The 25,578-nt window shown below is 57.2% G+C and carries 24 protein-coding genes; 5 read left to right on the plus strand and 19 right to left on the minus strand.

Features of this window, described 5'->3' with window-relative positions:
- Positions 1–84 precede the first annotated feature (84 nt).
- Positions 85–1,386, plus strand: a complete 1,302-nt coding sequence (gene nhaA / locus F5897_RS04770; protein ID WP_183304673.1) for a Na+/H+ antiporter NhaA — start codon at positions 85–87, stop codon at positions 1,384–1,386.
- A gap of 85 nt (positions 1,387–1,471) precedes the next feature.
- On the opposite strand, the gene F5897_RS04775 is transcribed toward nhaA, so the two are convergent.
- From F5897_RS04775 to F5897_RS04790, 4 genes are all read right to left on the minus strand, one after another.
- Positions 1,472–1,894, minus strand: a complete 423-nt coding sequence (locus F5897_RS04775; RefSeq protein WP_183304674.1) for a GNAT family N-acetyltransferase — start codon at positions 1,892–1,894, stop codon at positions 1,472–1,474.
- Between the two features lie 138 nt (positions 1,895–2,032).
- The gene (gene rpsD / locus F5897_RS04780) at positions 2,033–2,662 is read right to left on the minus strand and encodes a 30S ribosomal protein S4 (protein WP_124824196.1); all 630 of its coding nucleotides are present in this window, start codon (positions 2,660–2,662) and stop codon (positions 2,033–2,035) included.
- A 244-nt stretch (positions 2,663–2,906) separates the two neighbouring features.
- The gene (locus F5897_RS04785) at positions 2,907–4,142 is read right to left on the minus strand and encodes an MFS transporter (protein WP_183304675.1); all 1,236 of its coding nucleotides are present in this window, start codon (positions 4,140–4,142) and stop codon (positions 2,907–2,909) included.
- Entirely contained in the window at positions 4,123–5,469 is a 1,347-nt protein-coding gene (locus F5897_RS04790) for a replication-associated recombination protein A (RefSeq protein ID WP_183304676.1), read from the minus strand. The genes F5897_RS04785 and F5897_RS04790 overlap by 20 nt, the downstream gene beginning before the upstream one ends.
- 134 nt (positions 5,470–5,603) lie before the next feature.
- On the opposite strand from F5897_RS04790, the gene F5897_RS04795 reads away from it, so the two are divergent.
- Positions 5,604–6,824 carry a DUF349 domain-containing protein gene (locus F5897_RS04795; protein WP_124824199.1) on the plus strand — a complete coding sequence of 407 codons (1,221 nt, stop codon included), beginning with the start codon at positions 5,604–5,606 and terminating at the stop codon, positions 6,822–6,824.
- Positions 6,825–6,935: 111 nt separating this feature from the next.
- Positions 6,936–7,646 carry a hypothetical protein gene (locus F5897_RS04800; RefSeq protein ID WP_183304677.1) on the plus strand — a complete coding sequence of 237 codons (711 nt, stop codon included), beginning with the start codon at positions 6,936–6,938 and terminating at the stop codon, positions 7,644–7,646.
- Here the strand turns inward: F5897_RS04800 and F5897_RS04805 are convergent.
- From F5897_RS04805 to F5897_RS04865, 13 genes are all read right to left on the minus strand, one after another.
- Positions 7,625–9,874, minus strand: coding sequence for a RelA/SpoT family protein (locus tag F5897_RS04805; RefSeq protein WP_183304678.1), 2,250 nt, complete (start codon positions 9,872–9,874; stop codon positions 7,625–7,627). The genes F5897_RS04800 and F5897_RS04805 overlap by 22 nt on opposite strands.
- A gap of 68 nt (positions 9,875–9,942) precedes the next feature.
- Complete coding sequence (gene secF, locus F5897_RS04810; protein WP_183304679.1) at positions 9,943–10,971, minus strand: protein translocase subunit SecF; 1,029 nt, start codon at positions 10,969–10,971, stop codon at positions 9,943–9,945.
- A 2-nt stretch (positions 10,972–10,973) separates the two neighbouring features.
- A complete protein-coding gene (gene secD / locus F5897_RS04815) occupies positions 10,974–12,674 on the minus strand; it encodes a protein translocase subunit SecD (protein WP_124824203.1) in 1,701 nt (566 codons plus the stop codon).
- 88 nt (positions 12,675–12,762) lie between these two features.
- Positions 12,763–13,062: a preprotein translocase subunit YajC gene (locus F5897_RS04820; protein WP_233574306.1), complete on the minus strand. Its 300-nt coding sequence runs from the start codon at positions 13,060–13,062 to the stop codon at positions 12,763–12,765.
- A 34-nt stretch (positions 13,063–13,096) separates the two neighbouring features.
- The gene (ruvB, locus tag F5897_RS04825) at positions 13,097–14,095 is read right to left on the minus strand and encodes a Holliday junction branch migration DNA helicase RuvB (protein WP_124824204.1); all 999 of its coding nucleotides are present in this window, start codon (positions 14,093–14,095) and stop codon (positions 13,097–13,099) included.
- Between the two features lie 5 nt (positions 14,096–14,100).
- Positions 14,101–14,706 carry a Holliday junction branch migration protein RuvA gene (gene ruvA / locus F5897_RS04830; RefSeq protein ID WP_183304680.1) on the minus strand — a complete coding sequence of 202 codons (606 nt, stop codon included), beginning with the start codon at positions 14,704–14,706 and terminating at the stop codon, positions 14,101–14,103.
- An 82-nt stretch (positions 14,707–14,788) separates the two neighbouring features.
- The gene (leuA, locus tag F5897_RS04835) at positions 14,789–16,525 is read right to left on the minus strand and encodes a 2-isopropylmalate synthase (protein ID WP_183304681.1); all 1,737 of its coding nucleotides are present in this window, start codon (positions 16,523–16,525) and stop codon (positions 14,789–14,791) included.
- A 127-nt stretch (positions 16,526–16,652) separates the two neighbouring features.
- Positions 16,653–17,549 (minus strand): GTPase Era, encoded by an 897-nt coding sequence (gene era, locus F5897_RS04840; protein WP_183304682.1) that lies wholly within the window; start codon positions 17,547–17,549, stop codon positions 16,653–16,655.
- Complete coding sequence (locus F5897_RS04845; RefSeq protein ID WP_183304683.1) at positions 17,536–18,825, minus strand: hemolysin family protein; 1,290 nt, start codon at positions 18,823–18,825, stop codon at positions 17,536–17,538. Before F5897_RS04845 ends, era begins: the two co-directional genes overlap by 14 nt.
- Positions 18,825–19,289 (minus strand): rRNA maturation RNase YbeY, encoded by a 465-nt coding sequence (ybeY, locus tag F5897_RS04850; protein ID WP_124824209.1) that lies wholly within the window; start codon positions 19,287–19,289, stop codon positions 18,825–18,827. Before ybeY ends, F5897_RS04845 begins: the two co-directional genes overlap by 1 nt.
- Positions 19,289–20,272 carry a PhoH family protein gene (locus F5897_RS04855; protein ID WP_221221297.1) on the minus strand — a complete coding sequence of 328 codons (984 nt, stop codon included), beginning with the start codon at positions 20,270–20,272 and terminating at the stop codon, positions 19,289–19,291. Before F5897_RS04855 ends, ybeY begins: the two co-directional genes overlap by 1 nt.
- Entirely contained in the window at positions 20,265–20,612 is a 348-nt protein-coding gene (locus F5897_RS04860) for an HIT domain-containing protein (RefSeq protein WP_183304684.1), read from the minus strand. The genes F5897_RS04855 and F5897_RS04860 overlap by 8 nt, the downstream gene beginning before the upstream one ends.
- A gap of 16 nt (positions 20,613–20,628) precedes the next feature.
- The gene (locus F5897_RS04865; protein WP_183304685.1) at positions 20,629–21,237 is read right to left on the minus strand and encodes a non-canonical purine NTP pyrophosphatase; all 609 of its coding nucleotides are present in this window, start codon (positions 21,235–21,237) and stop codon (positions 20,629–20,631) included.
- 109 nt (positions 21,238–21,346) lie between these two features.
- Between F5897_RS04865 and F5897_RS04870 the strand changes: the two genes are divergently transcribed.
- Together F5897_RS04870 and murD are read left to right on the plus strand one after the other, a co-directional pair.
- Complete coding sequence (locus tag F5897_RS04870; RefSeq protein ID WP_183304686.1) at positions 21,347–22,735, plus strand: MurL-like N-terminal domain-containing; 1,389 nt, start codon at positions 21,347–21,349, stop codon at positions 22,733–22,735.
- On the plus strand, positions 22,725–24,041 hold the full coding sequence (gene murD / locus F5897_RS04875; protein ID WP_183304687.1) for a UDP-N-acetylmuramoyl-L-alanine--D-glutamate ligase: 1,317 nt from the start codon (positions 22,725–22,727) through the stop codon (positions 24,039–24,041). The genes F5897_RS04870 and murD overlap by 11 nt, the downstream gene beginning before the upstream one ends.
- A gap of 97 nt (positions 24,042–24,138) precedes the next feature.
- Here murD and rph read toward each other — a convergent pair whose 3' ends face one another.
- Both rph and F5897_RS04885 read right to left on the minus strand, forming a co-directional pair.
- A complete protein-coding gene (rph, locus tag F5897_RS04880) occupies positions 24,139–24,873 on the minus strand; it encodes a ribonuclease PH (RefSeq protein ID WP_183304688.1) in 735 nt (244 codons plus the stop codon).
- A 25-nt stretch (positions 24,874–24,898) separates the two neighbouring features.
- Positions 24,899–25,576, minus strand: coding sequence for a ribonuclease HII (locus tag F5897_RS04885; RefSeq protein ID WP_183304689.1), 678 nt, complete (start codon positions 25,574–25,576; stop codon positions 24,899–24,901).
- Between the last annotated feature and the right edge of the window lie 2 nt (positions 25,577–25,578).

A 25,578-nucleotide genomic window follows, 5' to 3' on the forward strand; every position in this document is an offset into this window, starting at 1 on the left:
GGCAGGTTTGCCGCGCCCACCGCGGAATGCTCAACAGTGCTTCTGCCGCGTGATTAGATGCTGAATTAAAGAACCCGAGAGATGATGTCACAAACCTATTCGCACGCTCCCAAAGCCCCGAGCCAAAAAGGTCAAAAACGGCGAATCTTCAGACTCGCTAGAAGGCGCGAGGTTGTCCGTGTCGGACGGCTGCTGCGGGCCGAAATGGTGGGGGGCGCGATTATCATCGTTGCAGCTCTCTTGGGTTTTATTTTCGCCAATTCGCCTGCCGCAGAGACCTTCTTTAACCTGCGTGGCACCTATGTCGGCTTGGAGAATATTTTTGGCTTCGAGCAACTCGATCTGAAACTCAGCATCGGGCACTGGGCTGCTGACGGGCTACTCGCAATCTTTTTCTTCCTCGTCGGCTTGGAGCTGAAACACGAGTTTGTGCACGGCGAGCTCAGTAAATTTCAAACCGCGATTGTGCCTGTTGCTGCTGCCTTCGGCGGTGCTCTGGTGCCAGCTGTAATCTTCTTAACTTTTAACGCACAAACTGGTTTCGCGCACGGGTGGGCTATTCCAACCGCAACCGATATTGCTTTCGCGGTTGCTATTCTGGGAGTAATCGCTCCCGGGGTGCCCACCGCGCTGCGCATGTTCCTGTTAACTCTTGCGGTTGTTGATGATCTGCTGGCAATTTTGATTATTGCGGTGTTTTACACCAGCCAGGTGCAGTTCTGGGCGCTCGGCCTAGCGCTGATTCCGCTGGCGCTTTACGGTTTCTTAACACAGAAATTCTCGCGATTCTTTGCAGAGCAGGCTTGGAGCGCTTGGGTTATTCTACTGCCACTGGGTGTTATCACTTGGGCGTTTTTCCTCATCAGCGGGGTGCACGCTACCATCGCCGGGGTGCTGCTGGCATTTACCGTGCCTGTGATTGCCAAGGATGGATCGCACCTGGCAGAAAAATTAGCGTTCCGCTTCCAGCCGCTCTCTACTGGCATTGCCGTGCCGATTTTTGCTTTCTTCTCTGCCGGCGTTTCGCTGTCAGGCGAAGCCCGTTTCCCATTTGACCCGATTGTCTACGGTATCGTGCTGGGTCTTGTCATCGGTAAGCCGCTGGGCATTATGCTCACCACCTGGGCTGTCACGAAGTTCACTCAGGCAGAGCTTGATCCGGCGATTAAGTGGCGTCAGGTGCTGGGCGTGGCTACCCTCGCGGGTATCGGCTTCACAGTGTCCCTGCTAATTGCCGAGCTGAGTTTTGTGAGCGCAGCTGACCAAGACACCGCCCGTCTCGCGGTGATGGCTGGTTCTATCCTGGCTATCGTGGTTGCGGCTGCCGTGTTCCTGACCCAAAATCGCAGCCAGTCGCGCAACCACAAACAGCAGTTGCAACGCTAACCCAAAACTGCGAAACACGGCGCTACCCAACATTTTATGGGAGGTGGATCAGCATTGCGCGCAGCCGCCTGCCTTGTGAGAGGCTTTAAGCAAATTTCACAAAACTGCGCAACTGAAAATCCGTGAAGTCACGTATCTCGGTGAACCCGCAAGACTCATAAAAGTTACGCTGTGCTGTTTCGGCATCAGTTAATAAAACTGTTTGTCGCACCCGCAGGTCACTCAAGGCACACTCTAGCAGCCGCGTTGCGATGCCCTGTCGCCGCTGCGCTGGATCCACCAAAATATCCTGCACGTAAGCTATCGTGTGAAAATCAGTTAGCACCCTGCACAAACCCACCAAACGCTCAGCATTAAATGCCGCTACTACCACGTCACTGGAAACAATGCCGGCCAGTAGTGCTGCCAAATCATTTGTGTAGGAAGTCCATCCCACAGCGGTGTAAAGATCGTTAATAGCTGCCGCTGTTAAGCATTCGGGATCTGAGACTTTCACAATTTCTACCATGCTGATTATTGTATAACCCCACTGCCTCACTTAGTTAGCACCCAACTTGCTTTGTGTGCCCAGCTCATTGCCTCTCACGAGCGCGTGCACAGCAAAAGCCCCGGCTCGATTACGAACCGGGGCTTTAAGCTCAAGCTATTAGCGACCTGAGTAGTACTCAACAACCAGCTGCTCTTCGCAGATGATTGGAACTTCTTTACGCTCTGGGCGACGAACCAACTTAGCCTGCAGCTTGTCGAGCTCAACCTCGAGGTAAGCAGGAACCGGAGGCAGAACCTCTGCGTGGCCGCCTGCTGCAGCTACCTGGAATGGCTCCAGGCCCTCTGAACGCTCTTTCACGTTAATCTGCTGACCTGGCTTCACGCGGAATGATGGGCGGTCAACAATCTTGCCGTCAACAAGGATATGACGATGCACAACGATCTGACGAGCCTGTGCCTGGGTGCGAGCAAAACCTGCGCGCAGCACCAGTGCATCAAGCCGCATCTCCAGCAGCTCAACCAGGTTTTCACCGGTCAGACCTGACTGACGGCGTGCCTCGTTGAAGACAATGCGCAGCTGCTTCTCGCGAATGCCGTACTGTGCGCGAAGACGCTGCTTCTCGCGCAGACGAACTGCGTAGTCGCTGTCGCTCTTACGCTTGGTGCGGCCGTGCTGACCTGGTGCATATGGGCGCTTCTCGAGGTAACGAGCAGCTTTCGGGGTGAGCGCAATGCCAAGGGCACGTGACTGACGTACCTTAGCGCGAGTGCGTGTAGTCTTTGACACTTCACTGCCTTTCTTTAATTGATTTCTGCGATGCCATAAATAGGCGTTGTTTTCTCGGCCTGCGCAGCGCCCGCACGTAGGAACGTGCACGCGACGCCGCTAACCGGCGAACCGGTAAGAAAACGACCAGCGCAGAAACCGCAAGGCTCTGCCCTGTGAGCAAAAGCTCATTACTTCAGCTTTTAAAGCTAAAAATGGCCATTAGCAATACTAACACAAAACAGGCGCAGGGTGCTGCCAGCCGCTATTTCAGTCGCGTTATTTTTTTAGTGACTACGCTCCAGATGGCAGCTATGAAAGCTGCTGCGGGAACGGCAAACATTACAAACTGTAGTGACTGCAGCGCCAATAGCGCAGCTACCGTCCCCGGACCAAAGACCGCCGCAGCGCCTGAAAACATCGCCCACAACCCTAAAAATTTTGCTTTGCCACGCGCGGGACTTAAATCAGCTCCGATTGTCATGTTGATTCCGGCACCAAAACCATTGCCCACTGATATCACCAAAACTCCCAACAGCATCCCCGTGAATGTGTTGGAAAAGGCGAGAATGATGTATCCCCCTCCGAACGAAACCAGACACAAAAACAGAGTTGCGATTCGCCCTACGTGATCTTTAAACCAGCCTCCCGGCACCATAAACAGCAGTTCAACAGCTGCTCCAATTGCCAACAGCAAAGCTATTTGTGAGGGCGCTAACTGCAATGCGACGCCTAATAGGGTGAGCAGTACCGGCAGCAAAACCCGCATGGCGCTGAGGATCATAATACTGCAACCAATTATTAGCACTGCTGACCATCGAACTTTGTCGTTTGCAGACTCTGTATCGGCACTGCGTGCTGCACTGTTTGCGGCAGACTGGCCGACAGGCTCTCCCGCAAAACGGTTTTTATCGGAGACCGGGGCGCGGGTGGCGCAGAGGTAGGCCACAGCTACACAAGCTGCCGCGAAAAAGTAAACACTCCACAGCGGCAGGATGAGCAGCAGGCCCGCAGCGCAAAGCGGGCCAAGCAAGGCCCCAGCTCGCTGCGATCCACCCAACCCGGTCATGGCGCGACCGCGCAGCGCAGCGGGAATTGCTGTCGCGACTAAAACTTGCCGCGCCAGGTTCCACACCGCCATCGCAGGCACCCGCAGCAGCATCGCAGCCACAAAAATCCCAAAGCTCACTGTGCTGCTGTTGAGCATCAGAGCAACCCCGGAGAGTGTCAAAAATAGCGCAACAATCACAGTGGAGTAGGCAATCGCTCGCGGCTCTCCAACACGGTCAATCAGCACACCGGCCGGCATCGAAAAACTTACAGCTAGAATGCCGACCAGAGCGATCAGAGCTGTCGCGGTAGCTGCGGGAGCACCAAATTGCAAGAGCGCTAACACCTGCACACTAAAAACTGCGGCAGCCGCCATCCCAAACAGCACTGTCGGAGCATAAACCGGCCAAAATAGCTGCCGTAAAACCCCGTTATCGGTCGGTGATGTCACGAATCGCCTGTAATCTTTCTGCTATCACTGCCTCTTTGCCGTGCCGCGCCGGCACATAGTACTTTGTGCCCTGTAAAGTGTCGGGCAGATACTGCTGTGGCAGCACACCGCGCGGGTCATTGTGCGGATACTGATACCCCACCCCGTGCCCGAGTTTTTTAGCACCGGGATAGTGTGCATCACGCAGATGCAGCGGCACCACTCCGCATTTGCCAGCCTGCACATCCGCAAGCGCCGCATCAATGCCTCGAATCACCGCGTTCGATTTCGGCGCGGTTGCCAAATAAATAGTGGCCTCCGCCAGTGGCAATCGAGCCTCCGGCAAACCAATCAGCTGGGTTGCCTGCGCTGCCGCGGTGGCAACCACCAGGGCTTGCGGATCCGCCATTCCAATATCTTCCGCAGCGTGCACCATCAGGCGTCGCGCAATAAAACGCGGATCCTCACCCGCGGCAATCATCCGCGCCAGGTAGTGCAGCGCCGCATCGGGATTAGAGCCGCGAATAGACTTAATAAAAGCGCTGGTGACATCGTAGTGCTGATCGCCATTCTTGTCGTACCGTAACAGCGCCCGATCTGCGATTTTCGCAACCACCTCCGCAGTGATTTCGGGCGTCTCGGGGCCTTCTTCAGGGAGTGTGGATCCGCCCTCCCCTGCCAGCACCGCAGCGGCCACAGCTTCCAACGTGGTTAATGCCCGCCGCGCGTCTCCCGCGGCAAACTGCACCAGTGCTTGCAGCGCCTCCGGAGTGCAAGTAACCGCTCCCGCGAGCCCCTGCGGCGCAGCTATTGCACGCTCCAGCAGTGTCTGCAGGTCGGGATCTCGCAGCGGTTGCAGCGTTACCTGCAACGAGCGTGAAAGCAGCGGCGAGATTACGGAGAAAGAAGGATTTTCAGTGGTCGCCGCGACCAGCGTCACCCAGCCATTTTCTACCCCGGGCAGCAGCGCGTCCTGCTGCGCTTTTGAGAAGCGATGGATTTCGTCGAGGAACAACACCGTCTGCGTGTTGAACAGGTCGCGACCGCGAAGTGCTTCTTCCATCACCTGCCGCACGTCTTTAATGCCCGCGGTAACAGCGGAGAGCTCAACAAATTTTTTGCCACTGCTGCGAGCCAGCGCCTGCGCAATGGTGGTTTTCCCGGTGCCTGGCGGGCCCCAAAGAATCACCGAAACGCCAGATGTGTCAGACTCTGCCAGCTGCATCAACGGTGAACCCGGATACAGAATATGCTGCTGCCCCACCACCTCAGTGAGGGTGCTTGGGCGCATCCTAACCGCCAGTGGCTGGCGCACAGCTCGCCCCGCAAATGTCTGCCCTGATTCCATAAGTCTCATTTTATAACTAGTGAGGGTGCCGAAACTGTGCTGCGCTGTATAAACACAGATTAACCGGGTATAGTTAGAAGCGTCCTATTCAGCGGTGCATGGCACCGTTCACTCGCTAGCGAAAGAGACTGACCGTGACCGAAGAAACTATCCAGAACGAATTTGGCCGTGTCGACGCAGATGGCACTGTCTACGTGAAAGACGGCGATACCGAACGAGCAGTGGGTCAATTCTCTGACGGCAGCCCAGCCGAAGCGATGGCCTTCTACACCCGCCGTTTTGAAGATTTGATGGGTCAGGTGACGCTGGCTGAGGCTCGTATCTCGCAGGGCACCGCTGGAGTGCAGGTTGTACAGACTGTCGCGAAGCTGGCTGAGCAGGTGAAAGAACCGGCTGCGGTTGGTAACCTGGCGGCACTGCGTGACCGTGTTGCCGCACTGGAAACCCGCGCCGCAGAATTTGCAGCCGCGCAGAAAGCCCAGAAGGAAGCAGCTAAAGCGCAAGCTGCGGCAGAGCGAGAGGCGATTGTGGTGGCAGCAGAAGAGCTGGCCGCACAGCCGCACGACAAGATTCGCTGGAAAGACACCGGCAAAGCTTTCGAAGATTTGTTTGCGCAGTGGCAGCACCACCAGCGCACTACCGTACAGCTGCCGAAAACTCAGGCTGATGCGCTGTGGAAACGGTTCCGCAACGCGCGGCAGGGTTTCGAGCAGGCTCGCCGCCGTTACTTTGCACAGATTGACGCCACCAATAAAGAGGTGAAGGCAGGCAAGGAGCGCATCATCGCACGCGCTGAAGAGCTCGCCGCGCAGGGCGCTGCCGCGATTCCAAGCTACCGGCAGCTGCTTGACGAGTGGAAAGCGATGCCACGCGCAAACCGCAAGATTGAAGACTCCCTGTGGGAACGGTTTAAAGCAGCAGGCGATGTGCTCTACAGCGCTCGCGCAGCTGAAATGGCTGTTGTTGACGGTGAGCAGAGCGAGAACCTGGTGCGTAAGCAGGAGCTGCTGGGCGAAGGCGAAGCGCTGCTGCAGCTGACTGATCACAAAGCCGCACGACAGCAGCTGACTGCGCTGCAGCTACGTTGGGATGAAATTGGCCGTGTCCCAAAGCAGAATGTGCGTGAGGTAGAGTCACGCATGCGCAAGCTTGAGGATCACGTAAAGCAGCTTGAAGAAGACTACTGGAAGGCCACCGACCCAGAGCCAGAGGCTCGCAGCGCTGGACTGCGCGGGCAGCTAGAGACTTCTATCGCTGAGATTCAGGCGGAGCTGCAAGAAGCTACCGGCGCACGAAAAACCGCGCTGGAAGAAAAGCTCAAGACGCAGCAGGAATGGCTAGCAGCGCTCAGCTAACCTGCATGAAGGTTAGCTGTTGAGCGTGTTGCCACGCTCTCACCTGGCTGAGTTTTCAACAGATTCTGAGTTTGGGTCGCATACGTAACGTACGCGGCCCAAACTTTATTTATGAGTATTTCTGTCGCACAATTCAACCCGTATCCCCTCACGGTTCAAGCTTTGCCGATGCTGCACACCCTGCCTGCACCCGTGCTGCAGCGGCACCTCAGCCGTGGCGAAGTGATGAGGCTCGGCGCCGGCTTTTGCCTGCCGCACACAGCAGAGGTTCCGCTCGCCCGACTTTATAGTTTAGCTCCGCTGCTGCCGCACCCACAGCGGGTGGCGCTGTGTCGCAGCACCGCAGCATGGGTGTGGAATGCGCTGCAGGGCTTGCCACCTTGTCTTGAGGTAAATACGTTACCACCGTACAGCCGGGTCAGCACTCAGCTGCCGGACAGCACCACCCCGGCGCTGCATGTTGTCGCGCACTACAGCAGATACCGCCCGGAAGATCTAGTCACCTATCAGGGGCTAACTGTGACCAGCCGACTACGCACCCTGTTAGATCTGCTGTATCACCCTGGCAAAGACCCGCACACCACGCTGCTAACCTGCCACCGGTTACGGCTGAGCCTCGGCCTGAAGCTGCCTGCACTCACCGCGGTTGTGACTGAGCGGCGGCATCCGCAAAAACGCACAGCGCTGCACCAGCTGGCAGTGCTAGCAGCAGATGAAGCGGCAACACCCGAAGCGCTGGCAAACACAACCGAAAGCCAGCGGGCACCCACCATGGCTGTCAAAAGCTCCGAGACAAAGTCTCACACGGTATTGACGCGGTAAACGTCATAGACACCGTCAATGCGCCGCACCGCGTTCAAAACCCGCTCTAAATGGGTTGCGTTTGCCATTTCGAAAGTGAAGCGGCTCGTTGCCACGCGCGAGCTAGAGGTTTGCACCGATGCTGACAGAATATTTACATGGTGCTCAGCCAAAACTCTCGTCACATCAGACAGCAGGCGGGAACGATCCAGCGCTTCCACCTGAATATTGACGAGGAAAGCATTGTGTTGATTCTCAGCCCAGGTGACCTCGATTAACCGTTCAGCCTGATCCTGCAGCGCAATATAGTTCAGGCACTCTGTGCGATGCACCGAAACGCCCTGGCCCCGAGTCACAAACCCGCCGATGTCATCGCCAGGAACTGGGGTGCAGCACTTCGCGAGCTTCACCAACAGGTCAGCTTCGCCGCGCACCACCACGCCGCAATCGTTCGTCTGCTTCGTGTAGAGCCGTTTCGCGGCAGGCAGTGAGTGATCAACACTCTCGGCTTCGCTGTTGTCATCCCCTGCTAGGGTTTGCTGTAGCCGCTCCACAGTTTTCTGCGCTGAAATACGCCCCTCACCAATCGCAATATAGAGCGAATCGATGTCGGCGTAGTGCAGCTCCAATGCAACCTGTTTAATCGCGTCAGCCTGCATCAAACGCTGCAGCGGCAGATTTTGTTTACGTAGCTCCTTGAACAGCTGTTCTTTACCGCTCTCTGCAGCATCCGCGCGGCGTTCTTTAGTGAACCACTGCCGAATTTTGTTTTGCGCGCGCTTGCTCTTGACAAAATTCAGCCAGTCTTTGCTTGGCCCGGCATTCGGATCGTTAGAGGTCAAAACCTCCACCACGTCACCGGTTTTGAGCACAGTCTCAAGACCGACAAGCCGGCTATTAACACGCGCACCCATGGTTTTGTAACCAACAGTTGTGTGCACCGCGAAGGCAAAATCTACCGGCGTTGCCCCCGCAGGCAAGCCGATTGCCTTGCCCTGTGGGGTGAAAACATAAACCTCTTTGGCCCCGATCTCAAAGCGCAACGCCTCCAAGAATTCGCCCGGATCAGCAGTCTCTGCTTGCCAATCGTTAATGTGCGACAGCCACGCCATTTCGGTGGCGTGAATATTTTTATCGCCCCCGCCATCACGCTGATTCTGCTTGTATTTCCAGTGCGCCGCAACACCGTACTCTGCGCGCTGATGCATTTCATAAGTGCGCACCTGAATCTCTACTGCGCGCCCATCAGGGCCAATCACCGAGGTGTGCAGCGATTGATAGAGATTAAATTTTGGGCTCGCAATATAGTCTTTAAACCGCCCCGGGATTGGAATCCACCGCGCGTGCACCGCGCCAAGCACGGCATAGCAGTCGCGGATCGACTCCACCAAAACCCTAATTCCCACCAGGTCATAGATTTCGTCAAAGTCTTTGCCGCGCACCACCATCTTCTGATAAATCGAGTACAGCTCTTTCGGGCGACCCGTAACAGTGCCGCGCAACTTGTGGGTGCGCAAATCAGACTCTAGCGCATCGGTCACCTTCTGCACCAGCTCCTCACGCTGCGGATTACGCTGAGCTACCAGATTTTCAATCTCACTGTAGAGCTTCGGTTTCAGCACCGCGAAAGACAGATCCTCAAGCTCAGTCTTAATCGACTGAATACCCAGGCGGTGCGCCAGAGGAGCATAAATTTCGAGGGTTTCCTTAGCCTTAGAACGTGCTTTCTCTGCCGGCATAAAACCCCAGGTGCGAGCATTATGCAAACGATCAGCCAGTTTAATAACCAAAACCCGAATGTCTTTGGTCATCGCAACAATCATCTTGCGCACGGTCTCCGCCTGCGCGGCCTCACCGTACTGCAGCTTGTCAAGCTTGGTAACTCCGTCTACCAGCAGCGCAATCTCAGCCCCAAAGTCGGCGGTCAGCTGCTCCACTGTGTAGTCTGTGTCTTCCACGGTGTCATGCAACAGCGCGCCCGCCACAACAGTTGCCGTAACTCCCAAGTCTGCGAGAATCTGTGCCACCGCAACCGGATGCGTAATATACGGCTCGCCGCTTTTACGCACCTGCGTGCGGTGGTACTCCGCAGCAACCGCGTATGCTCTCCGGATTAGATCCAGATCAGAGCGTGGGTGATTAGCCTTCACCGTGCGGATCAGCTGCTCAATTCCCTCCGGATTCTGGCCGCGGCCGAAAACACGAGGCACAAACCTTCTAATTGAACTTGGTGCACCGTTACTAGCCATCACAGCCTCCCTAGAGTTCAGGAATTAAAATTTATAATTCCTGATTGTAACGCGTCAGCAGAGCAAAATTATTTTTTCACGCTCTTACGCGCCGCTTTTTTCTTAACCTCGCCGTTCTTAACCGCGATAATTTCAGCGTCAAGCTCCTGCAGCGCACTCTCCTTTTCCCGCATGTGCACATAAACCGGTGCGGCGATGAAAATAGTTGAGTATGCGCCAACAAGAATACCGATGAACAGCGCCAGAGCGATGTCACGCAGTGTTCCAGCCCCGAGCACATATGCGCCGATAAAGAGAATCGAGCCAACCGGCAGCAACCCTACAACAGAGGTGTTAATCGAGCGCACCAGGGTTTGGTTAACCGCGAGATTTACAGCCTCCGCAAAAGTCTGCTGCTTCTCACGCATCACATCAGGAATCGTGTTCTCACGAATTTTATCGAAAACCACCACGGTGTCGTACAGGGAGTACCCGAGAATCGTAAGGAACCCGATAACCGCTGCAGGAGTGATTTCAAAGCCTGCAAGCCCATACACACCAGCGGTCACAATCATGTCGTGTGCGAGAGCGATCATCGCCGCCAGCGACATTTTCCAGGTGCGGAAGTAAATCGCCATGGTGACAGTTGCGAACAACAGGAACACCACCAGTGCAATCACCGCAGAGCGTGTCACATCTTTGCCCCAAACCGCACCAATAAATGACGAGGTCACTTCACTCTGGTCGACGTTGTAAGCAGCAGCAAGCAGTTCAGCAACGCGCTGCGAATCAGCTTTTTCGAGCTGCGCAGTCTGCACCTGTACATCACTTGTGCCCACAAGGGTAACCCGCGGCTCAGAATCACCAACAACCTCTTTAACCGCCGCAATTGCCGGCGCAGTATCGCGTTCCTGCTCCCCGACATGCACCTGGAACTGGCTGCCACCGGTGAACTCAATGCCCAGTGCATAGCCGCCACGCACCAGCGGGCCGAGCACCGCAATCACCACAAAAACGAGCGCTAGCAAATACCACAGCTTCCGCTTGGCAACAAAGCCAAACGATTTTTTACCGGTGTAAAGATCGTTACCAAACTGCGCGAATGAGAACTTAGCCATTTTTAGCCTTCCTGATTTTCTCGCGCGGCAGCTGCCTTGCGTTCTGCAATTGTCTGATTAGTCTGTCCGGCTTTCGCCTTGCGTGACGCCTTATTTGCACGAGGCGCCCCGGAGCTCACTTTGCCGCGGCCCTGATACTTAGCTGGCACGCCGAGGGCGCGCGGATCCAACCCCGATGCAGGATGGCCCTGACCCCAGAATCGGGTGCGTGCCATCAAGGTCAGCATCGGATGCGTAAACAGCGCCACCACAATCAAGTCAACCAGTGTGGTGAGCCCAAGCGTGAACGCGAAACCACGCACGTTACCAACCGCTAAGAGGAACAGAATAATCGCCGCGAGGAAGAAGATAGTATCGGAGGCGAGGATCGTGCGGAAGGCTTGCTTCCACCCCTGCTGCACGGCGTCTACCAAGCCCAGCCCATCACGCAGCGAATCACGCACGCGCTCAAAGTACACGATGAAGCTGTCGGCGGTGAAGCCAATCGCCACGATAATACCGGTCACGCCGGCCAGCGATAGGCGGTAACCGTAACGCCAGCTAAAGAGGGTCAGCAGCAAGTATGTCAGCAATGCCGCCACCAGCAGCGAGGTCACAGTCAGAATCGCGAGCCCGCGGTATTGGAAGATGGAGTAAATTACCACGATCAGCAGACCGATAACGCCGGCGATCAAACCTGCCTGCAGCTGGCTGACACCGAGAGTTGCAGAGATATCCTCCTGGCTCTGCACCTGGAAGCTAATCGGCAACGCACCGTGCTTCAGCTGGTCTCCCAGCAGCGCTGAGCTCTGCTCGTCGAAGTTACCGGTAATCTGCGCGTTGCCGTCGAGGATTGCGGCGTTCATGCTCGGCGCTGAAATTACGCGCCCGTCAACCACGAAGGAAAACTGATTGTACGGGCTTTGCTGCGCCAAAAGCCGCTGGCTAATTGCCGCAAACTGCTTGGTGCCTTCCGCGTCAAAAGAAATATTTACGGCCCACTGCCCGGTTGCCGCGCCGGTCTGGGTAGTTACCAGCCCGCTGCCGGCATCAGCGATGGTGTCACCTGTCATCTCGACCGGCGCCAGAATGTATTTTACCTGACCGGTGGTGTCGCAGGTAATCAGTGGGAGGGCTGGATCGGCCTCCCCAAGATCCGCCAAAGCCTCGTCAGAACACACAAAGTTGTCAAACTTGTCGATTAACGCCGGGGTCAGCCATTCCAGGCTACCGGCTTCACTCGGGCGCGGCTCTGGATAGAGCTTAGCGTCAGCTGCTGCGGTGTCAAGCCCGGCCGCCTGCTTTTGCTCCGCAGTGACCGCGTTAGCTCCAGCGCCCACAGCCAAAACCGCACGCAAATCTAGCCGTGCGGAGGCTTCAATCCGCTCCAGTGTGGCCTGATCGGCTTTACCCGGGATGGAAATCAGAATGTTGGAACCGCCCATGGTGCCAACCTCAGCTTCGGCAACACCGGAAGAATCAACACGCTGACGAATAATCGCCACAGCCTGTTCCACCTGCTCCGCGGTTACTTCTGCGCCGTCAGTGTTTTTGGGTGCCAACAGAATCTGTGTACCGCCCTGCAAGTCAAGTGCTAGTTTCGGCACCAGAGTTGCCTCGCCGCGATTAAAACCCACCCCGATCAACGCAGCAATCGCCGCGATGATCACAATTAGCCAGACTAGCGCACGTCTGGCGCTTTTAACAGCCGGTGCTGCAGCCACTGTTTTTACCTCACCTTGATAAATGCGAAAGAATCATGCCGTGTGACATGAAAAGCGCACCGCCTAAGCGGTGCACTTAACTTGGAATCTAGTTTTCGTCGAGCGGTGCTGCCTGCTCAGCGGTTTCTTCCTGCTTCACAGTCTGCGCAATTGCCTGGGTGTGCACCTCAATAGCTGCGTCTCCGGAAGCGATTACCGCGCGGTTGGCTTCGTTATCGATAGAGATAATTCGACCGAAAATGCCGCTGGTCAGCATCACTTCGACGCCTGGGCGCAGGCTGTTCTGCAGCTGTTCCTGCATTTCCTTACGCTTCTTGTTGTTACGGAACATAAAGAAAATCAGCACGGCCAGCAGACCGAACATTACTAGCGACATTGGATCGATCACAACAACCTCTTTCAATATTGTCTTAACTATTTGACTATACGCTATTTGGCTGCGATATTCCTAAAACTTTATAGGCTTTAGCTGTAGCAATGCGCCCTCGCGGAGTGCGAGATAGCAGCCCGGCGCGCACCAAGAATGGCTCCACAACCGCTTCAATGGTTTCTGCTTCTTCTCCGACAGTGACGGCGAGAGTGGTGACGCCAACCGGGCCACCGTTAAAGCGCTCGATAAGTGCCCGGAGCACCTCGCGATCGAGCCGATCCAACCCCAGTGCATCAACGTCATATAGGGCAAGCGCCTGCTGCACGGCAGTCACATCGACGGCGACTCCGTGCACCAGGGCGTAGTCCCTTACACGCCGGAGTAAGCGGTTGGCGATGCGCGGAGTGCCACGGGAGCGCCTAGCAATCTCCGCGATAGCGTCTTGTTGCAGTGGGAAATCGAGCAGTTTCGCGGCGCGGGTTAAAACCCCGCTGAGCTCTTGCTCATCATAAAACTCAAGGTGCGCGGTAAACCCGAAGCGATCACGCAGCGGATTGGGCAGTAGTCCTGCACGAGTGGTGGCGCCTACTAGGGTAAAGGGGGCAATCTCGAGTGGAATCGAAGTAGCTCCAGCGCCTTTGCCGACCATAATGTCGATTTTGAAGTCTTCCATGGCCAGGTATAGCATTTCTTCCGCTGCTCGCGCCATCCGATGAATCTCGTCAATAAATAGCACCTCGCCCGGACTTAAGGCGCTCAAAACCGCAGCCAGGTCTCCCGCGTGCTGAATCGCGGGGCCGCTGGTTTGGTGCAGGGGTTTATCTAGCTCCGCAGCCACAATCATTGAAAGTGTAGTTTTACCCAGACCGGGTGGGCCAGCAAGCAAAATATGATCTGGGGAACGTTGCTGCAAGCCTGCCGCTGTTAGCAGCAATCGCAGCTGCTCTCGCACCTTTGTTTGGCCCACGAACTCGTCAAGATTCTGCGGCCGTAGTGCCCCCTCATAACTGAGTTCACTGGTGTTTGCGTGGGCTGATAGCTCGGTCATCATCATTCCTAACGGTTATGCAGCAACAGCAGGGCTGCCTTGAGCAGCGCAGCGTTGTCTTCACCGGCACCTGCAGCCTGCGCATCCGCCACCGCAGCTACCGCATCTTTCTCCTGCCAGCCGAGACCCGCTAGAGCCGCCACCACCTGCGCCGGAATATCAGCTGCAGCGGAACTCGCACTTATCGCTTCTGCACCCCCCTGCGCCGCTGCGAAGCGATCGAGTTTGCCAGCCAAAGAGACCAGAATCATTTTTGCTGACTTCGGGCCGATCCCCGAAACTCTAGTGAACGGTTTTGGGTCCTCCGCGGCAACCGCGGCGGCAATCTCTTGCGGCTCCAGCAGCGACAGCACGCCGAGCGCACTGCGCGGACCAACACCGTTTACCTGCAGCAGCACGTTAAACATCTCCAGCGCTTCAGTGCTGCCGAAGCCATACAGGGTGTGACTGTCTTCGCGCACAACCAATTGTGTGTGCAGCTTCACACTCTCCCCCACATGACAGCTCGCCGCAACCCCGCTCGGGGTTTCTATCCGGTAGCCAACACCGCTGGTCTCCACAACCACCCAGTCAGCGCTACGGGCAGCGACAATACCTGAAACTGATGCAATCACAGATACAAAATTACCGCGCGGCTCTGATTCACACCACAGCCACGCGGCAATTTATCGAACTTATTTGCGAAAGCTTTGCCTGCTATCGCCCAATCGCACGGTTTACTGCGCTCACAATCGCTTGCAGATTCGCTTTGCCTGTTGAGGGATCGATACCCACACCCCAAAGTCTGCGCCCGGCAACTTCAAGGTCGACATAGCTCGCGGCTAAGGCATCAGAACCGGAGCTCATGGCGTGCTCGGCATAGTCATAAAGAGTGATTTGCAGCGCACTGTCGATGCTGTTGATGCCCTTCAAGAAAGCGTCAACCGGGCCATTACCGACGCTCACAAACTGCGACTCAGTGTCACCGTCACGCAGCACACCGCTGAGCTCCACGGCGTCATCCGCGAGCGTTTGGGTTTTCACACTGTACAGCTCGAAGCGGCCCCATTTATCAGCTGGCGCCTGCGCAGGCAGGTACTCATCGGTGAAAATTTCCCAGATTTTTTCGCTGGTGAGCTCTCCGCCATATTCGTCTGTGTGCCGCTGCACCACGGCGCTAAACTCAATCTGCAGCCGCCGCGGCAGCGACAGGTGATAGTCAGTCTGCAGAATGTACGCCACGCCGCCTTTACCGGATTGGCTGTTAACGCGGATCACCGCTTCGTAGCTTCGACCCAAATCTTTCGGGTCGATTGGCAGGTATGGCACCGCCCAGGTAATCTCAGAGACATTCTTGCCCTGAGCAGCAGCGTCTGCTGCCATCCGCTCGAAGCCTTTTTTGATGGCGTCCTGGTGTGACCCCGAAAAAGCGGTGTAAACCAGGTCACCCGCCCACGGTGCCCGCTCCGGCACCCGCAGCTGGTTGCAGTATTCAACCTTGCTGCGAATTTCATCAATATTTGAGAAATCAATTTCCGGATCAATGCCTTGCGTCAGCAGATTAATGCCAAGGGTCACGAGGTCAACATTGCCGGTGCGCTCCCCGTTACCGAAGAGGCAGCCCTCAATACGATCCGCCCCGGCAAGATACCCCAGCTCCGCAGCTGCAACCGCGGTGCCGCGGTCATTGTGCGGGTGCAACGACAGAATCACATTTTCCCGGTGGTTGAGATTGCGGTGCATCCACTCAATAGAGTCGGCATACACGTTGGGGGTGGCCATTTCCACGGTCGCGGGCAGGTTAATAATAACTTTGCGCTCGCTCGTGGGCTGAAACACCTCCAGCACCGCGTTACAAACCTCGGCGGCGTACTCGATCTCAGTGCCGGTGTAGCTTTCCGGCGAGTACTCGTAATAAATCTCAGTGTCGGGGCAAATGCTCTCAGCAGCGACACACATTTTTGCACCCTGCACCGCGAGCTCTTTAATGCCCACTTTATCTTTGCCGAAAACCACGTCACGCTGCAAAATACTGGTGGAGTTGTAAACATGCACTATTGCACGTTTAGCACCGATAAGCGACTCATAGGTGCGTTTAATCAGGTGCTCCCGTGCCTGGGTCAAAACCTGAATCGTAACATCTTCAGGGATCAGCCCCTCCGTGATCAGCTCCCTGACAAAATCAAAATCGGTTTGGCTCGCCGATGGGAAGCCAACCTCGATTTCTTTGTATCCCATCTGCACCAGCAGCTCGAACATGATGCGCTTGCGTTCCGGGCTCATCGGGTCAATCAGAGCTTGGTTGCCGTCGCGCAAATCAACTGCGCACCAGCGCGGCGCTTTAGTGATCCGCTTGCTTGGCCAGGTGCGATCCGGCAACTCAACGTGAATCTGCTCATGAAAAGGGATATACCGGTGATACGGCATTTTTGAGGGCTGCTGTTTGTTTTCCATTGTTCCTGTCTTTCAATTATTTAAAAATTGACCAACGCAAGAACTCCGCGACGAGGACGGTCAACACTCGCCGCGGCTAGGAAGGAGCAGCATAGCACGCATACCCATAGTTTATATTAGCTAGCAGCTAAAAACCAAGCTTTCCAAGCGATTTCGGGTCGTTTTGCCACTCTTTCAGCACCTTTACCTGCAGGTGCAGTGACACACTGCGACCCAGGGCGCGGCTAATTTCCTTCCGCGCGAACTGTCGAATAGTACTGAGGCGTGATCCCCCTTTACCGATTACAATACCTTTTTGACTGTCGCGCTCCACAATTAGGCTGGCGTAAATGTGCAGCCGGCCCTCATCATCAGTTTCGGTGTCATTCACAACCGCAGCGAGAGAGTGCGGCAGCTCATCGCGGGCTCCGGCAAGCGCTGACTCGCGGATCAGTTCCGCGATTAAATCGTCCGGGGTTTCATCGGTGACGTGCGTTGCCTCGTAGAGCGGCTCCGAAACCGGCAGCAACGACACCAGCACCTGCTGCAGCACGTCGAGCTGTTCGCCGCTGACCGCAGAAACCGGCACCACCGCGTCCCACTCGCCGAGCTGATCCACCTCTACCAGCCGCTCAAACACCTCTGCTTTGTGATTCACATCAAGCTTGGTGATAATCGCAACCTTTTTGGCAGTCGGGAATTTCTGCAGCTGGTCAAAAATGAACCTGTCGCCCGGGCCAATTTTTTCACCCGCGGCAAAACACATTCCGATTACGTCAACGTCACCGAGGGTGCTGGTCACAACCGCGTTCAGTCGCTCCCCAAGCAGCTTTCGCGGGCGGTGCATGCCCGGGGTGTCAACGATAATAATTTGCCCGTCCGGGCGATGCGCAACCGCCCGGATCGCGCGCCGCGTGGTTTGCGGCTTCGGACTGGTGATAGCAATCTTCTCACCGACAAGCGCGTTAGTGAGCGTCGATTTACCGACGTTGGGGCGCCCCACAAAGCTCACAAAGCCGGCACGAAACTCTTTAGCTTCCGTCATGTTTGTTTTCCTCACCGACCCACTCCGCGCGAATCATATTAATGTTTTGGCGCCTATCAACATCTGTTGTCACCAGTTTAATGCCGGCAACCACAACCTGGTCGCCGGTGTCCGCGAGACGACCTAGCTCTTTCACGAACAGCCCGCCAACGGTGTTGGCATCAGAATCTTCAAGCTCAATCTCAAACAGTTCGCCAAGCTCCGCAACCGCCAGCCGCGGACTGACCTCAAAACTGCCGTCAGCCTGGGCGGCGGCTTCCTGATCCTCCCGATCATGCTCATCGTAAATGTCACCGATGAGCTCCTCCAGCAGATCCTCAAGCGTCACCAGGCCGGATATTCCGCCATACTCGTCAACCGCCAGGGCGAGGTGGTTATTCTCCGCCTGCATCTGGGTCAGCAGATCATTAGCGGTCATCAAGTCCGGCACAAAAAGCGCCTGCTTCATCATTCGCGTGACGCTCGCGGTGTCGGCTTCTTCCGGGTAGCGCAGCACAAAACCAGCAGCATCACGCAGGTGGATCACCCCGAGCACGTCATCAGCTTCCGCCGCGATTACGGGCATCCGGGAGTGGCGGCTTGCCAGCAGCGCCTCCAGGGCTTCGCGCATCGTAGCCTGCGCCGGCACGGTGTGCATATCCGGCCGCGGCACCATGGTTTCGTGCACCCTGGTGTCGCCAAGTTTCAGAATGGAGTGAATATACTCGCGGTCGATCTCTTCTAACACCTCGGCTTCGGCGGCGCGATCCACAATACTCAAAAGCGGATTTTCAGCTTCTTCGTCATCGTGCCTGGTGGCGCTGCGCAAAGCAACCGAGCTGCTAAAGCGCTGCAGCGCGCCCGCGGCGGGGCCAAGCACCACGCGGTTAAAACTGAGCAGACCCGCCAGCATTTTGATTGTTGCGGTAGGGTGCGCGATACCGAGCTTACGTGGGCTGGCACCGACGAGCAAAAAGGTTGAGATAATCAGCAGCAGCGCCGAACACAGCAGCGCCAACCAGAGATTCGCGATGGTTTGCAGCAGCACCGCAGTGATTAGGGTTGCCGCCAGGCTTTCGGCGATAACGCGAGAAAAACTTGCCGCGGCCAGGTGCAGTGCCTCTTCGTCAGCAATTGCCCTAATCGCGCGGTCCTGTCGGCTGTTGCCCTCCGCTAAGCGGTAAAGGTCAGCGCGGCTACGCAGGCTGAGGGCGGCTTCTGCCGCCGCAAAACAGCCGCCGAGCACCAGCAACAGCGCCGCGGCCAAAACAAACATCACAGCCAGCCCGGCAGACATCACATTCCCTCCGCTGCATAATCAGCCAGCAGCTGTCGTTGCAGCCCAAACATTTCAGCTTCGGCAAGCGGGTTGTCGTGGTCATAGCCGAGCAGGTGCAGCAGGCTGTGCGTCACCAGCAGCTGCACCTCTGCCTGCAGCGGGTGCCCCGCGGCTTCTGCCTGCGCGGCGGCAACCGGCAGACACACCACCACATCGCCGAGCATGCCCGGGCCTGCAAGATGCTCAGCAGTGCCGGGACGCAGCTCATCCATCGGGAAGCTCATCACATCGGTGGCGCCCGGCAGCTGCATCCAATCCAGGTGCAGCTGCTCCATCTCGGCCTCATCAACGAAAGTGATAGCGACCTCACTCAGCGGGTCAACGTACAATTGACGCAGCACGAACGCGGTGAGCGCGCAAAGCGCTTCTGCTTGCAGCTCACCGCGGTAGTTTTCTGGCACTTCGGCAACAGCTATGGTCATTAGTTTTGCGCCTCCGCATAGGCGTCAACAATACGGCTGACCAGATCATTACGCACAATATCATCGCTGGTTAGCTCAGCAAAGCCAATGCCTGGCACGTCTGTGAGAATCCCCAGCGCGTCCTTTAAGCCACTGCGCCCGCCGGCGAGATCCACCTGAGTGACATCGCCGGTGATAACCATGCGCGAATCGTAACCGAGGCGGGTCAGAAACATTTTCATTTGTTCCGGGGTGGTGTTTTGCGCCTCGTCGAGAATCACAAACGCTTCGTTGAGGGTGCGACCACGCATGTACGCTAGCGGCGCCACCTCGACGGTGCCAGATTCGAGCAGCTTCGGCACTGTTTCCGCGTCGAGCATACTGCTAAGCGCATCAAACAGTGGTCGCAGATACGGGTCGATTTTTTCCTCCAGGGAGCCCGGCAGATAGCCGAGCCGCTCACCGGCTTCAACAGCTGGCCGGGTTAGCACGATTTTCGCAACCTCGCGCCGCTTCAGCGCCTGCACTGCGAGAGCAATCGCCAAAAAGGTTTTGCCGCTGCCGGCAGGACCGGTGCAAAACACCACGGGGTTTTCCTGCATCGCGGCGACGTATTCGCGCTGCCCAGGAGTCTGGGGGCGGATCGCTCTGCCGCGCACCTCCACAATCGGGGCTGCAAGCTCTTTACCTTTGCCGGTCACCTCTGTGCCAAACTTAGAAAGCTGTGCCAAATCTCTTTTACTAGGGTTGCCTTTAAGGCGCGCTACCTCCAGCATCTCCAACACCACTTTTTCGGCAAAATCAACTGCTGCCGCTTCCCCGCTCAGGGTTAGCAGGTGATCGCGCAGATGAAAATGCACCTCCGGGTGCGCTGTGGCGAGGTCTTCGAGCAGCTGCTCGTTTACCCCCACAAAACTCGGCAGGTGCACTCCGGTGAGCAGCAGCGATCGCCGGATCTGGTGCGCCGACACTTCACCATCGGTGCTGTGTTTTACGTTATCCAACCATCCTCCGCTCCGCGAGGTCGCCAGCTAAAACATGCGCGTGCACATGGAATACAGTCTGCCCAGCAGCAGCGCCGTTGTTAAAAATTAAGCGATAGTCACCATCTGCGTGTTCAGCAGCAAGCTGCTTCGCAACCGCAACCATCTCCGCCAACAACTGCGGATCGCCCGCAGCTAGCTCAGTGACGTTAGCATAGGCTGTGGTTTTGGGGATCACCAGGATATGCACCTGCGCCTGCGGATGCATATCTGCGAAAGCCACAACCCGCTCAGTTTCGGCGAGAAATTCGACCTGAATCTCACCCTTCACAATTTTCCCGAAAACAGTTTCTTCAGCCATATTTAAGAGCATACCGTCACGCGCTGGGAAGCAGCGCAGCGAGTTTCGGCGCTAGCTCACTAAATGCCCGGAAGCGATGGCTGATGCTGTCTTTTACCGCCGGCTCCAGCTGCGCCGCCGACACCTGAAAGCCTGCGGGGCGGAAAATTGGATCATATCCGAACCCGTGTTCTCCACTACGCTCCCGGAGAATCTCCCCTGGCCATTCAGCTACCACCGTAAGCTCGGTAAATTCTCCGTTTGGCTCCGGCAATACCGCAGCCGCGGCGCACACGAAAGCAGCACCGCGCGCCGTGTCAGGTACATCCTGCAACTGCCACAGCAGCAGTTCGAGGTTGTCGTTGTCACTGCGCTGCGGCCCCGCCCACCGCGCGGAAAAAATGCCCGGTGATCCACCTAAGATATCAACCGCAATGCCGCTATCGTCTGCCAGCACAACCTGCCCGGTGCGCTGCGCCGCCGCGCGGGCTTTCAGCAGCGCATTCTGCGCAAACGAAGTGCCGTTTTCAACCGGCTCCGGGCCGTCATCAGCAACGAACTGATAACCGGGCAGCGCCGGGCCCAAAACCCGCTCAAGCTCCGCTAGTTTATGCGCGTTCCGACTGGCCAGCACAATCTGTGACATTTTTCTTTCACCCCGTAATAGCTATATTTCGCCGCGCACGCAGCTGCGCAGCATGACACTATCAGTGTAAATCAATTAAAAGCGCAAATCGCTGTAATAGGCTTGAAGCATGCAGGCTGAATTTACGTTCCTCCCTCCGCATTACGCTGACAAGCAGGTGTTACTGCCCTACCGGGCGCTTGCCGCAGATGGCAGCACCCACGAATTCACCGAGCGCATTACATTCAGCCGCGACCTTGATCGCATCCCGGCCCAGCAGCTTGCGGCCACCCTGCGCCTACTGTCACTGGCTGCGGGGCTGAGCTACTACAAGGCTTTTGCCCCGGCTCCAATCAGTGTTGCCGCTGGCTTAAACGTGCAAGAACACCGCTTTTTGCGGGCGATTTTGCGTGGCGGCTTGGGCGAGTTTGCCTTTGTGAATAACATTCCCGAGGCGCTAAACCCGCAGATTTTAGCGCTGCCTACCGGCCGCGCGGATGCAGCAACCACAGCCGAGGGCGCCGCCAGCGCCGAGGTTGCGGAGGCAGAAAGCCCCGATGCGGGAAACTTTGCAGCAACGCAGGCCACCCCGCCAGCAATCAGCACGGCACTGTGCGCCATCGGCGGCGGCAAAGACTCTATTGTGTCGCTTCTAGCGTTGCAGCGCGCGGGTGTTACAGTCCACGGTTTCGCAATCAACCCGAAGCGCCCGATGCTTGACACGGCGGACACCGCTCAGGTGCCACTCATGACCGCGTCACGCCAGCTTGATCCACACCTTTTTGAACTCAACAAGCAGGGGTACCCGAACGGCCACGTGCCAGTGACCGCAATTAACTCCCTCATCGCGGTGCTCACAGCGTGGGCGCACGGCCTTGACGCAGTTATTTTCAGCAACGAAGCAGGCGCCTCCTACGGCAACGTGTCGTGGCACGGCTACGATATCAACCACCAGTGGTCAAAGAGCAGCGCATTTGAGGCGCTTTTGCGCGAGAGCTTGCCATCAGGCGCACCGCAGTACTGCTCCCTGCTGCGCCCCCTAAACGAGATTCGCATCGCCCGCAACTTTGCTAAGCAGCGGCCGTTCCATCGGGTTTTTACCAGCTGCAACCGTGCCTTCACAATGGCTGCCGGGGCCGACACTTCCTGGTGCGGCGAGTGCCCGAAATGCCAGTTTATTTTCTTAATGCTTGCTCCGTTTCTGCCACCGGAAGAGCTCACCGCAATTTTTGGCGGCCGCAACCTTTTTGATGAGGCGCAGCAAGTCGGTGGCTTCCTTGACCTGATGGGCGAAGCCGCGCGGCAAAAGCCGTTCGAGTGCGTCGGCGAACCGCTGGAATGCCGGGTCGCTTTAACACTCGCTGCAGCGAACCCTGCCTGGCAGCAGACTGCACTGTTGCAGCATCCGGCGGTTGCGGCCCTGTACGCTACCGAGGCTGAGGTGGCCGAGGTGTTTGCACCGCAGCAGGAGCGGAATTTTATCCCGGCTAACCTCTTGGAGACTGTGCGTGAAATCTAGAGATCTTATCGGCAAAGACGTGGTTATTTGGGGTGCGGGGCGTGAGGGTCTCGCCGCCCAAGAAATGCTGCGACAGCTTGGCATCGTCGCCGACACCGTTATCACAGGGGGTGCGGATCACGCCGCCGCAATGGCTGCCCTGCAACGCGCTGAGGTGATTGTGAAGTCTCCGGGCATCCCGCACACGGCGCCGGAATATCAAGCATTGCGGCAAAGCGGCGTGGTTTTCACCTCGCTGATGGATCTGTGGTTGAGCGACTACGGTGATCGTACGGTAGCGGTGACCGGCACCAAGGGCAAAAGCACCACCTCCAGCATGGTGAACCATATTTTTAACACTGTTGGCGTGCACGCGGTGATTGGCGGCAACCTCGGGGTGCCCTTAACCACTCAGTTGGGCGCAGCTGCCGCTGTGGTTGTTGCTGAGGTTTCCAGCTACCAGGCGGCGGAGGTGACCGCTTCCCCGCGGTTCGGCGTCTTCACTTCGCTGTATCCGGAGCATTTACCGTGGCACGGCGATTTTGCCACCTATGTCAGCGATAAAACCAACCTGTTTGCGCACGGTTGTGCCCATCTGGTAACCGCCACGGCTGAGCTACGCGACACTCTGCGTGACGCGCTCGGCGCAGCAGCTGCAAACACTGTGGTAACCCTGCCCAGCGAGCTGGGACTGCACGCCAGCGCTGCCGGCATCAGCTGGGATGGGGTCGGGTCGCTTGCTGCAGCCGAGCTGCAGTTCCTGGGCTTACACAATTTCCACAACGCCACTCTGGCTTTGACGGTGTGCGCACTGCACCCGCTGCTGCAACAGGTACCGCGCGCAGCACTGCTGACAGCACTTACCAGCTTCAAACCTTTGGCAACCCGCTTGGAGCGAGTGCCCACCAGCGATGGCCGCCGCTGGATAGACGACGGTCTGGCAACAGCTCCGGAGGCAGTAATTGCGGCATTACAAAGCTGTGGTGGATCCGGCAAAACGGCGCTGCTGTTTGGCGGTGCTGAGCGGAACCTCGATTTTGGGGTGCTGCGTGATTATCTACGGGAGACACGCGATACTGCTAGCGCTGATCTGACGGTGATTGCGATGGGCCCGGCAGGACAGCGTTTTGCCGAGCTGGTCGGCACTGATTTTCCGCGGCTACAGGTAGCTGATAGTTTTGCCGCTGCGGTTACCGCTGCACGCAGCCTCACCGCCGCCGGAGATACAATCTTGCTCTCCCCTGGCGCCCCGAGCTTTAACGAGTTTAAAGACTACGAGGAGCGGTCGGCAGCTTTCAAAGCTGAGGCACGGGCGAGCAGCCAGTAGCTGCCGGCCCAGTCACGGCAGATGTCACCACGGCCTAGCCGGCAGCCCGGTTACACCGTGACCGCCATCCCAGCCAAAACCACCATGCAGCACACGGTTACAGTGTCGTGGATAGCGCCTCGCGCTGTTTCTCAAAGAGCTGCTGAGCGGCATCGCCCGCAAGCTGCAGCATGGTTTGCAGTTCTGCCATCGAAAACGGGGCACCCTCAGCGGTCCCCTGCACCTCAATAAAGTTGCCATTTCCAGCCATCACCACGTTCATATCGGTGTCAGCGGTGGAATCCTCAACGTATGGCAGATCCACAACCGGGGTTCCCTTCACAACCCCCACTGAAATCGCGGCCACCGCGTCAGTTAAAACCTCGGCTTTCTGGGGCACCAGACGCTCCTGCTTGGCCCAGGCAATCGCATCAGCTAACGCAACATATGCGCCGGTGATTGCCGCGGTGCGGGTTCCGCCGTCTGCTTGCAGCACATCGCAGTCAATCACGATGGTATTCTCACCCAGCGCTTTGGTGTCAACAACTGCCCGCAGACTGCGACCGATAAGCCTGGAAATCTCGTGGGTGCGCCCCCCGATTTTGCCTTTCACTGCTTCGCGTTGCATCCGTTCCCCGGTGGAGCGCGGCAGCATCGCGTACTCTGCAGTAACCCAGCCTTTGCCCTGCCCGGTTAGCCACCTGGGTACTCCGGCGGTGAATGATGCAGTGCACAAAACCCTGGTTTTGCCGAAGCTGATCAGGCAAGATCCTTCCGCCTGCTCGCTCCAGCCACGCTCGATAGTTATCGGCCGCAGTTCATTCGCTGCCCGGCCGTCTGCTCGCTGTGTCATCTGTGCTCCTTTGTTGCTTGCGATTCTAAAATAGTGGATCAGCGGGCACCTTCAGCCAGGTCAGCCGGTGCTGCGGGGTTGCCCCGAGCTCTCTGATTGCCTGGGTGTGGGCGGCTGATCCATAGCCTTTATTGGTGTCCCAGCCATAGCCAGGGTATTCTTCGTGCAGTTGCCGAAGCAGCCGGTCACGCGCCACTTTTGCCCTGATACTAGCGGCGGCAACCGCGAGGCAGGCGCGATCCGCCCCGACCTTAGTGATGACCGGAATTTCACGTAGCTGCTGTGGCAGCGCCGCGGTTACCCAGTTGTGTTTGCCGTCAAGCAGAATCACGGTTTGTTGCACGTTCAGGGTTGCTGGATCGAGCACCGCAGTGATTGCCTGCGCGGCTGCGTGCCCGAGGGCGCGGGTGAGCCCGGCGTCGTCGATTGTTTGTGCGGCAGCGAAGCAGACTGTGCCGGTCTCCCAGGCAAGCACTTCGTCGTAGAGCGCTTCGCGTTTCTTTTCGCTGAGCAGTTTAGAGTCACGGATGCCGGCTGGTGGCTCCCCGGTCGCGGCAGTGAACAGCTGTGCTCCCACGGCTACTGGCCCGGCGAGGGCACCGCGCCCGGCTTCATCCAGGGCGATCACCTGCCGATAGCGCAGCAGCAGCTCCAGCTCAAACTCCAGCGTCGGGTCTTTGGTGCAGTTGTTTAGGCCAGCCATTA

It is taken from the genome of Canibacter oris, assembly GCF_014197205.1.
Taxonomy (GTDB): Bacteria; Actinomycetota; Actinomycetes; order Actinomycetales; family Microbacteriaceae; genus Canibacter; species Canibacter oris.

Coding starts and splice junctions, on each gene's coding strand:
- nhaA (WP_183304673.1), top strand. CDS start 85: ATGTCACAAACCTATTCGCACGCTCCCAAAGCCCCGAGCCAAAAAGGT.
- F5897_RS04775 (WP_183304674.1), bottom strand. CDS start 1,894: ATGGTAGAAATTGTGAAAGTCTCAGATCCCGAATGCTTAACAGCGGCA.
- F5897_RS04790 (WP_183304676.1), bottom strand. CDS start 5,469: ATGGAATCAGGGCAGACATTTGCGGGGCGAGCTGTGCGCCAGCCACTG.
- F5897_RS04800 (WP_183304677.1), top strand. CDS start 6,936: ATGAGTATTTCTGTCGCACAATTCAACCCGTATCCCCTCACGGTTCAA.
- F5897_RS04805 (WP_183304678.1), bottom strand. CDS start 9,874: ATGGCTAGTAACGGTGCACCAAGTTCAATTAGAAGGTTTGTGCCTCGT.
- secF (WP_183304679.1), bottom strand. CDS start 10,971: ATGGCTAAGTTCTCATTCGCGCAGTTTGGTAACGATCTTTACACCGGT.
- ruvB (WP_124824204.1), bottom strand. CDS start 14,095: ATGATGACCGAGCTATCAGCCCACGCAAACACCAGTGAACTCAGTTAT.
- leuA (WP_183304681.1), bottom strand. CDS start 16,525: ATGGAAAACAAACAGCAGCCCTCAAAAATGCCGTATCACCGGTATATC.
- era (WP_183304682.1), bottom strand. CDS start 17,549: ATGACGGAAGCTAAAGAGTTTCGTGCCGGCTTTGTGAGCTTTGTGGGG.
- F5897_RS04845 (WP_183304683.1), bottom strand. CDS start 18,825: ATGTCTGCCGGGCTGGCTGTGATGTTTGTTTTGGCCGCGGCGCTGTTG.
- ybeY (WP_124824209.1), bottom strand. CDS start 19,289: ATGACCATAGCTGTTGCCGAAGTGCCAGAAAACTACCGCGGTGAGCTG.
- F5897_RS04860 (WP_183304684.1), bottom strand. CDS start 20,612: ATGGCTGAAGAAACTGTTTTCGGGAAAATTGTGAAGGGTGAGATTCAG.
- F5897_RS04865 (WP_183304685.1), bottom strand. CDS start 21,237: ATGTCACAGATTGTGCTGGCCAGTCGGAACGCGCATAAACTAGCGGAG.
- F5897_RS04870 (WP_183304686.1), top strand. CDS start 21,347: ATGCAGGCTGAATTTACGTTCCTCCCTCCGCATTACGCTGACAAGCAG.
- rph (WP_183304688.1), bottom strand. CDS start 24,873: ATGACACAGCGAGCAGACGGCCGGGCAGCGAATGAACTGCGGCCGATA.
- F5897_RS04885 (WP_183304689.1), bottom strand. CDS start 25,576: ATGGCTGGCCTAAACAACTGCACCAAAGACCCGACGCTGGAGTTTGAG.